Annotated in this window: 12 protein-coding genes; 4 read left to right on the top strand and 8 right to left on the bottom strand. The window is 62.9% G+C overall.

Annotation, left to right across the window (positions count from 1 at the left end; all coding sequences use genetic code 11):
* Positions 1 to 38: 38 nt before the first annotated feature.
* Together BLR13_RS26525 and BLR13_RS26520 are read right to left on the bottom strand one after the other, a co-directional pair.
* On the bottom strand, positions 39 to 401 hold the full coding sequence (locus BLR13_RS26525; RefSeq protein WP_074817808.1) for a hypothetical protein: 363 nt from the start codon (positions 399 to 401) through the stop codon (positions 39 to 41).
* Positions 402 to 512: 111 nt separating this feature from the next.
* A complete protein-coding gene (locus tag BLR13_RS26520) occupies positions 513 to 1,751 on the bottom strand; it encodes an MFS transporter (RefSeq protein ID WP_433994231.1) in 1,239 nt (412 codons plus the stop codon).
* Between the two features lie 312 nt (positions 1,752 to 2,063).
* Here BLR13_RS26520 and BLR13_RS26515 point away from each other — a divergent pair, with 312 nt between their 5' ends.
* Entirely contained in the window at positions 2,064 to 2,276 is a 213-nt protein-coding gene (locus BLR13_RS26515) for a hypothetical protein (RefSeq protein WP_074817812.1), read from the top strand.
* A 79-nt stretch (positions 2,277 to 2,355) separates the two neighbouring features.
* Here BLR13_RS26515 and BLR13_RS26510 read toward each other — a convergent pair whose 3' ends face one another.
* Positions 2,356 to 2,604: a hypothetical protein gene (locus BLR13_RS26510; RefSeq protein WP_074817814.1), complete on the bottom strand. Its 249-nt coding sequence runs from the start codon at positions 2,602 to 2,604 to the stop codon at positions 2,356 to 2,358.
* A gap of 484 nt (positions 2,605 to 3,088) precedes the next feature.
* On the opposite strand from BLR13_RS26510, the gene BLR13_RS26505 reads away from it, so the two are divergent.
* The gene (locus BLR13_RS26505) at positions 3,089 to 3,280 is read left to right on the top strand and encodes a hypothetical protein (RefSeq protein ID WP_074817816.1); all 192 of its coding nucleotides are present in this window, start codon (positions 3,089 to 3,091) and stop codon (positions 3,278 to 3,280) included.
* 449 nt (positions 3,281 to 3,729) lie between these two features.
* The gene (locus BLR13_RS26495; RefSeq protein ID WP_074817820.1) at positions 3,730 to 5,433 is read left to right on the top strand and encodes a glycosyltransferase family 39 protein; all 1,704 of its coding nucleotides are present in this window, start codon (positions 3,730 to 3,732) and stop codon (positions 5,431 to 5,433) included.
* Between the two features lie 89 nt (positions 5,434 to 5,522).
* On the opposite strand, the gene BLR13_RS26490 is transcribed toward BLR13_RS26495, so the two are convergent.
* Genes BLR13_RS26490 through BLR13_RS26475 form a run of 4 tightly spaced genes read right to left on the bottom strand, consistent with a single transcriptional unit; the run spans position 5,523 to position 10,601 of the window.
* Positions 5,523 to 6,725, bottom strand: a complete 1,203-nt coding sequence (locus BLR13_RS26490; RefSeq protein WP_074817823.1) for a M24 family metallopeptidase — start codon at positions 6,723 to 6,725, stop codon at positions 5,523 to 5,525.
* A gap of 21 nt (positions 6,726 to 6,746) precedes the next feature.
* Complete coding sequence (locus BLR13_RS26485) at positions 6,747 to 8,159, bottom strand: MFS transporter (protein ID WP_074817826.1); 1,413 nt, start codon at positions 8,157 to 8,159, stop codon at positions 6,747 to 6,749.
* A gap of 33 nt (positions 8,160 to 8,192) precedes the next feature.
* The gene (locus BLR13_RS26480) at positions 8,193 to 8,969 is read right to left on the bottom strand and encodes an alpha/beta fold hydrolase (protein WP_074817828.1); all 777 of its coding nucleotides are present in this window, start codon (positions 8,967 to 8,969) and stop codon (positions 8,193 to 8,195) included.
* 12 nt (positions 8,970 to 8,981) lie between these two features.
* Positions 8,982 to 10,601, bottom strand: a complete 1,620-nt coding sequence (locus tag BLR13_RS26475) for an FAD-dependent monooxygenase (RefSeq protein WP_074817830.1) — start codon at positions 10,599 to 10,601, stop codon at positions 8,982 to 8,984.
* Between the two features lie 108 nt (positions 10,602 to 10,709).
* Between BLR13_RS26475 and BLR13_RS26470 the strand changes: the two genes are divergently transcribed.
* Positions 10,710 to 11,636: a LysR family transcriptional regulator gene (locus tag BLR13_RS26470; protein ID WP_074817832.1), complete on the top strand. Its 927-nt coding sequence runs from the start codon at positions 10,710 to 10,712 to the stop codon at positions 11,634 to 11,636.
* Positions 11,637 to 11,644: 8 nt separating this feature from the next.
* Here the strand turns inward: BLR13_RS26470 and BLR13_RS26465 are convergent, their stop codons facing one another.
* Positions 11,645 to 12,814 (bottom strand): 2-methylaconitate cis-trans isomerase PrpF family protein, encoded by a 1,170-nt coding sequence (locus tag BLR13_RS26465; protein WP_074817834.1) that lies wholly within the window; start codon positions 12,812 to 12,814, stop codon positions 11,645 to 11,647.
* Between the last annotated feature and the right edge of the window lie 10 nt (positions 12,815 to 12,824).

Raw genomic sequence — 12,824 nt, 5'->3', positions numbered from 1 at the left:
GCAGCGGGCCGGCCGGATGCCGGAACCAAGCCATGGCTTTATCGGCCGCAGTTCCAGACCGGCCCGATCGGCGTCTGTGTCCAGCACGGGCCGAAGCTGCCGCCATTGTAGCGGCCGCCGTAAAAGCCGGGTCGGCCGAAATAGTGCCAGTCGCCATCGTAGCCGTAATATTCCGGGGTCCGATCGATATACCAGGGTCGCCGGTTCTGGCGCGCGTAGCGCGCTACGCCAGCTTTCTGGGCATAAAGCGGAAGGGTGTTATTCAGGGGCTGCTGATAGCCCGGCAGGAAGCCGTAACCGTGCCAGCGTGAGGCTGGTCGTTTATGGGCCGGCGCAGCGGGCGCGAGAGCCGGCAGCAGCGAGAGGACGATAGCAATCAATAGAAACACGAGGCGCGACATGAGCCCTGTATAGACGGCCGAGTATCGGGACGCGATTCAAATATAAGTGCACAGTCCAGCGCAACGCTTCGCGTTCGCCTCGACCGCTGGGCGCCAGAATCTATCACGCCTTCACCGCGCATTCGCCGGCGCGTGCTCCGGCCAGAGATCGGCGCGCCAATGCAGCGCGATCGCCGTCATCGCGATGAACCCCGAGACCGCATAGAGGGTGCCGGTCGCCGAATAGCCGATCAGGTCGATCAGGCTGCCGGCCGCGAGCAGGCCGATCGGCAGGCCGTAGATCACCATCATCCGCACCCCCATCACCCGGCCGCGAAGATGCGCGCTCGCGGTACGCATCAGGATCACAGCGGCCGCAATCATCGACATGCTCTGGGCGATGCCGGCGAGTACCAGACAGGCCATCGCGACCGGCATGGTTCTGAGCTCCACGAACACCAGCAGCATCGCGTACCAGGCAAGCGTGGCGCCGATCAAAAGCCTGGCGATGCGCAAGCCGCCCGCCAGACTGACCGTGATCGAACCGATCAGCGAGCCCACCGCAAAACTCGCCGACAGATAGCCGAGACCGGTCTGGTCGGTGTGGAAGATTTCACGGGCGACGTAAGGAAGCAGTCCGTTGGTCAGCGGGAACGCGGTCAGATTGGCGAGGAACGCGACGCAGAGCGCTGCACGCATGCCGGGACCGCTCCAGGAATAAACGATGCCCTCTTTCAGGTCCCGCAGCAGCGAGGACCCGAGCAGGCCACTCGACAGATGATCGATCGAACCAACCGATTGAGGCGGCCGGGTCAGGCACAACATCAGGATGGTGGCCGCGATATAGAGACAGACGATGACGACATAGGAAAACCCAATGCCGAGAGCCGCAAACAGTCCGGCACCGGTCAAAGCACCGGCAATGCGCGCGCTGTCCTGCGTCGTGCGCGCAACGCTGATCGCCCCGACCAGTTGTCCTGCCGGCATGATGTCGGCCAGCAGCGCACCGCGCACGCCGAGGTCCGAGGGCCGGATCAGGCCCATGATTGCAACGATGATCATGACATTGAGCGGAGACAGATATCCGGTCAGTGCGAGCGTCATGGTGATCGCGGAGAGCGCCGTATAGGCAAGGCGCATCACGGCCAGAAGGTCCCGATGCCCCATCCGGTCCCCGATCATTCCGAATATCGGCGCGATCAGCGTCCCGACATATTGCAACGATGCGAGCACGGTCAGCAGCAGCACCGAGCCGGTCTCGACCATGATGTACCAGCCGAGCACAAGCGTCTCGATCTCAAACGCCCAGGAGGTGAGCAGATCGGAAGGCCATTGAAAGCGGTAGTTGCGGATATGGAATGGCGCGAGCACGGAAGTCCGCGCGGGTCCTGTCAAGACGCTATGACGCGTTTCACGGCGTGCCCTGCCCTTTTCTTCGTTCTTTTTGGGAAAGCTTCCCGGTTAAGGCCAAAGTAACGCAGGCGATACTGGTGTCAACCCAAAGCGCGGCATGCCGGAAGACCATTGCTGCGGATGGCGCCTTGGCGCGCGGCACGGCCAGATCCCGATCGACGAAGCGCTCGCGTTTCAGTGATCGCGCGTGATGAAATAATTGCGGGCGTTCACCGCACTTGGTCTCAGGAGCCGAGCTTGTTTGGCTTCGATCACTGCGCGGAGAGAACCATGACCAAATTGACCTTCGTCGCCGCAGCCCTGGTTGCGGCAGCCACCTACACCACCGAGGCCTCGGCCGCCCGCGGCAATGCCGCGTCGCGGCACACCCAGCCTGCGATGGCGACCAATACCGCCGCCAATTGTGTGCGCGCGCCGAACGTCGGCGCGTTCGCCTCGGCGCCTTATTCCGTACCGCCTTGCATGCCGGACACAGCCAACTGACGGTGCGAACGGTCGGGTTGGCGGGCTTTCAGCCAGCCCGATCGTCGTCGCCCATACTGATGGCCAGGCAACGCCCCCGTCACATCGAGCTGTAACGCGTCGCGCTTCTGACCGCGTCGTCGATCTCAACCGCGAACTGGTCTTCGCCCATCTGATGGAGATCGGCCGCCAATGACGACGCCTGCCCGGTGTCCATCGAGAGCGGCTCGTCAGCGTCATAGCTGAACTTGATGCGCCAGACTCCGCTGCGGTTTCGATGAGGTTCGACCAGCAGCACGGGAAGGTCGGGTAACCCGTTCTGGAACAGCAGCAACGACAGACTGGTCATCGCAGCCGCCCGCCGGGTCGATCGGATCTATTCGGACCCGGGCCTGCCTCAACCCGGCTCTGCCTCTTGTCGCGTTCGGCGCGCACATGCATCGAGTTACTCTCAACCGGGCTAATTTGATTCTGGCGGCGACGGACGTCAGGGAACCCCGACCATAGAGAACCCCGGCCTGAAGATACAGCCAATAAAGCCGATTTGGCCGACGCTCCCGCCTCGCTATTGGGCGGTGGAGTTGCTATATGCTCGGTATCACCGCCCGCCCCCGGCTGTTATCGGTGACTGAGAGCGTTGCGCTCCCGCCTCAACCAAGCAGGCGGTTCGATGCCCAATATCGCAAAATTCGACATTCGTGAGTGGCTGGTGCCGCCGGTGCTGCTGCCGATCTTCCTTGGATTGCTGATCGCCGCTGCGGTGGTACTTCAGCGGTAGTCCGTATCGATTAACCTGCGGCAACGACATCCGCGCATGGCGGACGGGAGACGAGATGGCAAATACAGCAACCATCAGAAATTCGAACGGACTTCCCGCCACCTTCGTTGGATCGAAGACCGGGCAGGATGATGCGCCATTTGTTTTTATCAAGGTCGGCGACGAAGAGCGCCGCATGCGATGGGCCGAATGGGACGCGCTTCCGGCCTGGACCGGTCCTCGTCCTTCGCGCGCAGCCCGTGACTAGCCGACGGTCATCGCGCCCGTCGGAGGGACGCCAGCACATCGCACACTACCGGGCCTACGCCGTTGGATTCGACGGCGACTTCGATGGCTAGGAGTCTCTCAGTTGCGCTGACGACGACGAAGCCATCGGCAGAGCTGTACCCCTCTCCAGCAGTAGCGCCATCGAGCTTTGGACCGGCGAGCGCTTCGTTACCCGGCTGGAACGCAGTCGAAGCCATGCGACCCGCAGCGTGATGGAGACTTCAAAACCATTGCGTTAAGGCTGCGTCAGTTGATCGGCTCCGTAATTCTTCCCTTGCCGGCACAGGCCTCGTACTTCCGGAACCGGAACTTCCGGACAACGCCCGGCCAGCTTAAACATGTTCCAGAAAAGATACGCGGTCTGATCGGCTAATCGGTGTACAACCGGCTGGTCTTCGTCATACCTGAATTCCTTGATGTTTCAGGGTGATGGCCGGCCAATCAAATCCGTCCGATGATTTGTGGGTTAAAAGCGAGCTTATTGAGGTGCCGTTCGATTTTGCATTTTCGGCCATGGCGGCACGGTCCGACGAGGCACCCGCCCGCTGGCGTCGTCCCCTTCTGAAATGGCTCGACGGGGTTGAGCGAGGCTGGGCGGTGCCGCTGCTGCTGGCCGTGTTTGCCGGCCTATGGCTGACGTTTCTTTGCATTGCCTATCTGAGCGGAGATCTTCACCCGGATGTGCTGGAGACCTGGACGCTGGGACGAACCTTTGAGTGGGGCAATCCGAAGCATCCTCCGCTGATGGGCTGGGTGACCCGCGTATGGACATCCGTATTCCCGCTGACCGACTGGTCCCTGCAATTGATGTCGATGGTCAACTCGGCCGTCGCATTGTGGTGCGTCGACTTGATCACCCGCCGCTTTGTGAAGGGCGACAAGCGGATCATCGTGTTGCTGCTTCTGATGCTGTTGCCGACCTACCAGTTTCATGCCCAGCGCTTCAACGCCAACGCGGTGCTGCTGGCGATCTGGCCGCTTGCGACATATTGCTTCCTGCGATCTTTCGAGAGCCGCCATTTCGTTTGGGCGGCCGCGGCAGGCGCAACGGCCGCGATCGCAATGCTCGGAAAATATTACTCGATCTTCCTGATCGGAAGCTTCGTATTCGCTGCGATCTGCCATCCGCAACGCCGGGCCTATTTCGGTTCGAGCGCGCCGCTGGTCTCTGTGGCGGCGGGACTCATCGTACTCGGGCCGCATTTGCACTGGCTGGCGACGACAGGCGCAGCACCGTTCGGCTATGCGCTCGCTCATGCGGGCTTCCGCTTCGGGCCGGCACTCGATGAAGCGCTTTTCTTCTTTCTGGGCATCGCTGCCACCTTGGCCATACCAGCGGCAACCTGGGTAATGATTGCCGGATATCGCCTGAAACGATTTCCACAGGACTTCAGGAATATGAACGACGGCCTCCGGTTGCTATCCCTGATCGCCGTTGGAACCATTGTTTTCCCGATGGTCACGGCCGTCGTTCTTGGTACCGACATGCCCTCGCTTTGGGCGCATCAGGGCCTGTTCCTGCTGGGTGTTCTGATTGTTTGCGGGACGAGCTACCCGATCGAACGGTTTTACACGGTCAATGTCGCGGTCATGACGGCCGGCATCGCGTTGATCGCCGTCGTCGTCGCCGCTCCGATACATGCGGTCTACCGGAACAACCACGCGTACGAAGAAGGTCGCAATTTTTACCGGTCGGCCGCCCTGGAGCTGACCAGGCAATGGCATCAACACACCGACATGCCGCTGCCGGCGGTGAGCGGCGATGATGCGCTGGCGTTTGCGACGGCCTTCTACAGTCCCGATCATCCGCGTTACGCAAGGCCGTTTGCCTACCAATACAGCTGGGGCTTGCCACGTCAGACCACCCTCAAGCGGGGCTGGGCGGGCTTGTGCTTTGAGGGAGACGCGCACTGCATCGAATGGATGCAGAAAACCTCCGCCCGGGCGGCTCAATTCGTCACCTCGCAGTTCGTCGTTCAGTCGACGCTGTTGGGAATGCCCGGAGCGAGCCGGCGCGTGATCGCCTTGATCGTGCCCCCTGCCGCTGAAGATACGGTCACGCCGCCAACTGGCCAGAGCAACGAAGATCTCAGCGCGCAAAAGCGGATGCAATCCCCAAGCCCGGACAAGTAACCTGTCTGGTTTTGACGCCGAACGGAATCGACCGCGCCTGGCGCCAAAAACGGTCATTCGGCAAAGAAACCCGTCTCGCTCAAATGACGTTACAGATCCGATGTTGCCGGCGTCGAATGGGATGAATTCCATTTTCGGCAGCCGTCGCCCGGTGCTTCCCAACCTTTCTCACACACGATCAACGTATCCTCGAGCTTGATGTAGCCGCGCGCGGGATGCAGCAGCGCGGTTTCGACCGAAATCACCATTCCGCTTTCCAGCGCGCGGTCGGCATCGTAGGGCGCATAAGGCACCGGCCCGGTCGCGGTGAGGCGCGGTGCTTCGTGGCTCACAAGGCCGATGCCGTGCGCGGTGAAGTCGAGCGCCTTGCGATGGGTGGAAGACTTCGCGGCGGTTTCTCCCGCCGCAATGATGTCGCCACCGAGCGCGCCCGGCTTGATGACGCGCCGGGCGGCCTGCTGGATGGTTTCGACTTGCTCCAGCAATTCGCAGAGCTCATTGTCCGGCTCGCCGAGCACGCCCATTCGGCTGAGATCGCCGATGTATCCCTTGTAGTTGCCGCCGGAGTCGAGCGAGATCACATCACCCTGCTCCAGCCGCTGGCTGGACGGCGCGCGATTGTGGCTGGTGCCCGCGGCGATCAGGCAATATTCGAACACCAGATCGCGTTCGTGCTCTTCGCGCTTCAGGTGCTCCACAATGTCATGTTTGGTCATGCCGGGTGCACAAGCCCTGAAGGTCGCAGCCATCGCATCCACGACGCGCTCGGACGCTTGCCGGATCAGTTCGATTTCGCCCGGCGATTTCACGGCACGCAGGCGTTCGAGCACGAAATGGGCTTCGCGCAGCTCGAAACTGTTGAGGCTGGCCAGTACGTCCTTGGCGTCCGACGGCATGAAGCCGGCCTCGATACCCACTCTCCTGGCGTTGCCGCCGAGCTTTCGCACATGCTCGACGGCAAGCCCGATCGCGTCGATCGTTCCCCATGACGCCGTCTTGACGACCGGGGTCCAGATACTGCCGAGTTCGCGCTCGAATCCTTCCATGCGGTTGCCGATATAGGCGGCATTTTCGGGATGGCCTTTTTGATAGATGAACGCCGGCAAATAGCGGCTGGTGCCGATCGCTTCCATCACGTCGAAGAAGAAGAAGCGATACCCGCCGAGCAGATATTGCACGTTGTGACGCGAGGTCGCGATCAGGACATCGAGACCCGCCTCATCCATCAGCCGGTCGAGCTTATCCGTGTCGAACGGCGCCTTCATTACGGTGGTGCCAGGCATCATGTTCATGTCATCGCCTCTCATCTCAGGTCACGCCGCGGTTTTTGCCGTCATCTGTTCCGGTGTCGCATTCGCAGCCCGGTTGCCGCCGAACAGCGCGACCGGGCGCCCGTGTGGCTCAACACCGAGGAACGTAAAGGCGAGACCGACCAGAAGGCCTGCGCCCGCAAGAAAGACAAACGCCGGCATCACCGCCGATGCGGTCGCCTGCGGATGCACCAGATTGTCCGCGCCTGCGATCAGCGCCAGGCACAGCGGACCGACGATCTTTCCAACGCCATTGGCGAATTGGGCCAATCCGACGGCGCGCCCGCTGAGCTGAACCGGGAAAATCTCCGCCGGATACGGGCCGAGATTGGAGAACCCGCCGTCGAAGAACAGCGCGCCGACGACCAGGAAAACCAGGAACAGCGGCACCGAGCCGACAAAATCATTGTGGAAGTAGGCCGCGAGCGCCAGCGAAATGGCGGTGCCATATCCCATCAACTGACCACACGGCTTGCGGCCGACCCGATGCGCCAGAAAGGCAAAGCCGGTGCGGCCGAGTACGCCGGCAAGGCTGACATAGATGAACATCTTCGCCGCATCCTGGGGTGCGACACCGAGCAACAGTGCTACGATCGTCGGTCCCCACAGGAAGACGCCGTAGTTGGCCGTGCTGGCGCCGAACCAGATCAGCACCGTCAGCCAGAACCGCCGCTGTTCGGCAAACAGATCGGCGAACCGCGCGGGGCTCGCCGCCGGAAGCGTCGGCAACGCAAAGGATTGATCGCCGACCCGGTAAAGCTTGCGGATACTGGTCTGCGCCTCCCTGACGCGGCCCTTGCTGATCAGCCAGCGCGGCGACTCCGGCATGATGACGGCGGTCAGAACCGCAAGGATGATGGGCAGGAAGCCGACCGCGGCAAGGCCGCGCCAGCCGACCAGCGGCAGCAGATAGCTCGCCGTAATCGAGGCCGACAGCACGCCAAAGGCGACGGGAACGACCACGAGACTCGTGATCAGCGTCCGGTGACGCGTCGGCGCGAATTCGACGATCGCCGGTACCGCAGCCGCCGCACCCGCCGCGAGGCCAAAGCCGACGAAGAAGCGCAGGCCTGCGAAGAAGATCCAGCCGTCTTCCGGTATCAGCGCGATCGCGCCGGAACTGAACCCGCAGATCAGCACACCAATAACCGCTAACGGCTTCCGCCCGAAGCGATCGGCGAGGAAGCCCGAGGCCAGTGCGCCCAGCATGGCCCCGATGCCGGCGCTCATCAGCATGATCGAGGTCTGCCCGAAGGTCAGATGCCATTTCGGCGCCAGCACCGACACCAGAAAGCCGACCACGAAGAAATCGAAGAAATCGACCACGCCGGTTACGGCGAAAAGGATGATCGATAGCCAATAGCGCGTCGTTACCGGCGCTTCGTCGAAAGCCACTGCGCTCGCCTGGTCAGCCATGGTTTCCCCCTTTTGTGTTGTCAGTTCGTATTTTTACGAATTCAGAAATGCGATCTCCGCCTCCGCCACACGTTCCGGCGCCTGGATCGACGACACATGACCGACCTGCTCGATCACGCGCGTCTCGGCGCGCTTGAGATCGCGCGCGATCGCAAATGTCTCGACGTTCGGAATCAGGCGATCTTCGCTGCCGGCCAGCAGAAGCGTCGGACGCTCGAATGTTGCGAGATCAGCCGCGACCGGTTGCGCCAGGATCGCGCCGCGCCGCGCCTTTTGGCCGTCGTCGCGGCTGTTGCCGCGGAAGATATCGATCAGTTCCGGCCGCGCACGCAGACACTCCGGCGGAAAGAAGAACTCGGCGATCTTCGGCGCGTTGCCGGCAGTGTCGGCGCGGTAGGAAGCCAGGGTGCGGAACGCGTCCGGATTCACCTCCAGCAGGCTCTTGTTGATCTTCCAGGTGCTGCTCAGGATCAGCCGGTCGATGCTATCGGGATGCCGCGCTGCCAGCGCCTGCGCGATCTGGCCGCCGAGCGACGTCCCCATCACATGGGCCCGGTCATGGCCGAGGCCGCGAATCAAAGCGGCGGCATCGTCAGCGAGATCAGCCAGCGAATAGGATGCAGGCGGATTCCGCGTCGCGCCGGAGTCGCGCTGATCATAGGCGATGACCGTGAAGGCCCCATTCAGCGCGCGCGCAAGGCCGTCGAACATCGCGTGATCGGCCTCGCCGCCGTGCAACAGCACGAGCGGCGCGCCGTGGCCGGAGGTGTGATAGGCGGTCGTAACACCATTGGCTTCGAAGAATTGCATCGGAGCTCCCCGCTAGTGCAGCAGCGTCGACAGCGCGCCGGCGAGTTCCTTGGCCGGATCCGACGGCAGCCACGGCATCCGCCACGCCACATGGCCGTCAGGGCGCACCAGCACCGCACCGCGCATGCCGAGTTGAAACCCTTCCGCGGGATCGGCCGCCGGCAACTGCTTCAGCGAGAGCGACACGCCGGTTTTCTCCGAAACCTGCCGCCCCGCTTCCAGCCACTCGTTGCCGAGCGGACCGGTGACGACGGAAAATTCCTTGTCGAACCAGTCCAGCGTCGAATGCTTGCGCGACGAATCGAGCCACATGTGCGGGAAGCGCGCGCCGGGGCGATCCGACGGGGTGTAGTAGCGGGAGTTCAGCGCCTTCGCGACGGTACCGTCGGGAATGACCGCGCCTTCTTCATAGTTGTGGCCGAGATTCTGGCCGATGCTGTGCAGGTGGTTGTCCATATCGTTGATCCAGAACTTGATCCGGTCCGGATTGCGCGATCGCACCGCGTCGTCGGTGAGGCCGATCCGCAGCCGGTTGCCGAAGCTGAAATTGGCGTTGGACTGCGCGACCGGACGCCGTTCGCTCGAATAGCTGTCGAGCAGGCGCTCATCGGCCCAGCCCTTGAGAACGAAGGCCAGCTTCCAGGCGAGATTGTGCGCATCCTGCACCCCGGAATTCAGGCCGAAGCCGCCGGTCGGCGGAAAGCGGTGGGCGCAGTCGCCAACCAGGAACACCCTGCCCTTCCGAAACGTCTCCGCGACCTGCATGCTGACGCGCCAGATCGAGCGGTTGAGCAGCGTCACATCGAGGTCCGGAATTCCGACGTGCCCGCGCGTGATTTCGATGAACTCCTGATCCGTCCAAGGCCGCTCGCGGTCGTCCTTGGTCAATCCGATCTGCGTCACCGTCAACCAGCGATCCCGGCCATTGGTGTTGAGGATTCCCGCGCGCGGCAGGCCGGGCCGATCGGGGATGACCATGAAGCCCGCGGCCTCGCGCGCGATCGGCAGACTGGACAGATCGGCCCGCCAATATTCGTTCGACATGACCGCCAGCGTGGATGGTCCGACCATTTCGATGCCGGCGCTGCGGCGGGTCCGGCTGCCGGCGCCATCGGCGGCAATCAGGTAGGTCGCGCTCCACTCGGTGATTTCACCGGTCTTTTCACATCGCGTTTTGACTCGGACGCCGCTGTTGGTTTCCTCGAACGACACACACTCGGTGCTGAACAGCACGGTGGCGTGCTTCGATCGCTCGACGACGCGGAGGATCTCCTCCTCGACCGCATCCTGGGCGACGAGGCTCTTCCAGGCCGGGGTGTGCCCGGCATTCGGCTCGGGGCGGGTGCGGCCGTACTCATGTCCCGCGATGCTATCGAGGAACACGAACATGTCAGAATTTTCCTGCAGGCCGCGGTCGCGGATCGCGGTCTCGATCCCCCACTGCCGGAAGATCTCCATGGTGCGAACCCAGCAGCCGCGCGACTTCGGATGATCGGTTGTGGTCGGGCTCTTCTCGACCACGACGCAGTCGATGCCGAAACGGTCGAGCAGCAGCGACATGGCGAGGCCGACCGGACCGCCGCCGGCAATGAACACTGACGTCTGGCGCGTTGCGTCCGCAGCGATCCCCATGCGCGTCTCTCCCTGTTTTGTTGTTGGCCAGAGAGTGATCTAATTTTTGTATCTCACAAGAATATGTTTAATATGGTTGCTATCTCGGTTTGAGATGGAGGCCAGAACATGGACCTGCGACAGCTTCGCTACTTCATTGCGGTCGCCGAACGCGGCGGCTTCGCAGCCGCAGCGAGCACGCTCAACGTCGCGCAGTCGGCGCTCAGCCGTCACGTCAAGGAACTGGAGCATGAACTCGGCGGCAAGCTGTTTGAACGCGGCGCGCGCGGCGTGTCGGTCACGGAGTCAGGCAAGGTGCTGCTGGCGCGTGGCCGCTGGCTGCTGGGCACCATCGACGATATCAAGGCCGAGGTCAGGACGGAAAATCGCGAGCCCAGCGGCACGGTCCGGCTCGGTGCGCCATCGAGCCTTGCCGAAATCCTCTATGCGCCGTTCGCCCAATTATTCGTGAAACGGTTTCCGCGGGTGCGACTCGAATTGAGCGAGGGTCTGACCGAAGGGATGAGCGACCGTCTGCTGCGTGGCGAACTCGACCTCGCGATCGTTACCGCGCCGCAGCCCAACGATCATCTCGACTACGAGGTTCTGGTGGTCGAGCAGGTGTTTCTGATCGGTCCGCCCCGCGATCCCCTGCTCAAGCGCGGCAAGTTGACCCGAAAGGAGTTCGACAACCTGCCCTCTGCCATCCTGCCACTCAGCCGCAACCCGTTTCCGCCGACGGTGCCGTTTTCATTGCGCGTCGACAGCAGCATCCCGTTGAAGCGGATCGTGGCGTCCGGACTTGGATACGGGCTGCTGCCGTTTTCCGGCATTCATGAGGAGGTAGCCGCAGGTGCGCTGTCGGCAGCCCTGCTGCCCTGGATGGGCGCCGACCGCGTGTTAGCGTTGCCGCGCGGGCGTCCTGTGAGCCGGGCAACGCGGGAAGCGGTCGTGGTCTTGAAGGAGGCCTGCAAGGATCTCGTTCGCGAAGGCAAGATCCTGACGGTGTCACAACGCAGAACGGTCACCGATTTGTCGATGCGTGAGACGCGCTAGTCCAGTGCTCAGTGCGACGTATCAGGTACGAAGACATAGCCCTCCATGATGCGGCGCGCGGTACGCCCCAGTGTCGCGCGTCGCACGACGTATTCACCGGCCCCGTTCTTCTCGACCCGGGTTTCGGTCTCGATCACGCCTGCGGGATGTCCGATGCGCACCGTGTCCGCCCCGCGCATTTGCAGCCGTGTCACCTCGTGCACGAGGGTTCCCGCCAGCCGGCTGGCGACGCCGGTACACACGGTGCTGGTCCCGGCATAGGTCTTGTGGGTCTGCTGCATGAACATCAGGCGGGAAACCAGATCGACCTCGTTCTCGTTCACAACGGTGCCACCGTTCTCGTCGCGATAGGACGCCGGCGGACTGACGATGCCGAGAATGGGGGTGGCGGGCGACTCTTCGCGCGACTGCGCCGCGTTTGCGATCATGCCCATGCGCTCGGCTGCGGCACCCCGGATACGCTCGAGGCGTGCACGCAGCTCGTGGTCGGCATCAAGCTGCGCGGCGCCTTCGGTGCCGCGCAAGCCCAGATCGCCAGCGCGTACGAACACGTGCGCGTTGCCGATATCGACCAGCGAGACGTCGATCTCGCCGTCGTCGGGAACATTAAGACGATCGACCGGCCGTCCGGTGGGAAGCAACGCGCCGGTGGCGGCGCCGGCGGTGTCGGAAAAATCGATGAGTATCTTCGCGCCCGTTCCGGGCACACCGGGGACCGAATAGTCGCCTTGTTCAATCGGGCGCCCGTCCAGCACCGGCACCTCGATCGTCAGCACCCGCGACAGATTGGTGTTGAACACCCGCACCTGCGTCATGGGCTCGCTCGGCGTCACATACCCCTCGTAAACCGCGAAGGCGCCCACCGCCGCACTGATATTGCCGCACAAGCTCAACCAGTCGATTTCGGGATGCGCAATCTCGACCTGGCCGAAGGTGTAGGTGAGATGCGTGCCGGCCGCGCGCGGTTCCGTCGTCCGGACCGGGCCGATGATCGCGAGCTTGCTGGTCAGGGGATCGGCGCCGCCCAATCCGTCGATCTGCCGGCGATCCGGCGACCCGAAGATGGAAAGGATGGTGCTGTTACGTTCGACTTCGTCGACCGGAAGATCGCTCTCCCTCAGGAAAACGGCCTTGCTGGTGCCTCCGCGCATCAGCACGCATCTGATCTGACGGACCATTGAACTGATC

It is taken from the genome of Bradyrhizobium ottawaense, from assembly GCF_900099825.1.
Taxonomy (GTDB): domain Bacteria; phylum Pseudomonadota; class Alphaproteobacteria; order Rhizobiales; family Xanthobacteraceae; genus Bradyrhizobium; species Bradyrhizobium ottawaense_A.
The sequence above is the reverse complement of the archived record's forward strand: the minus strand, read 5'-3'. Positions and strand labels throughout refer to the sequence as shown.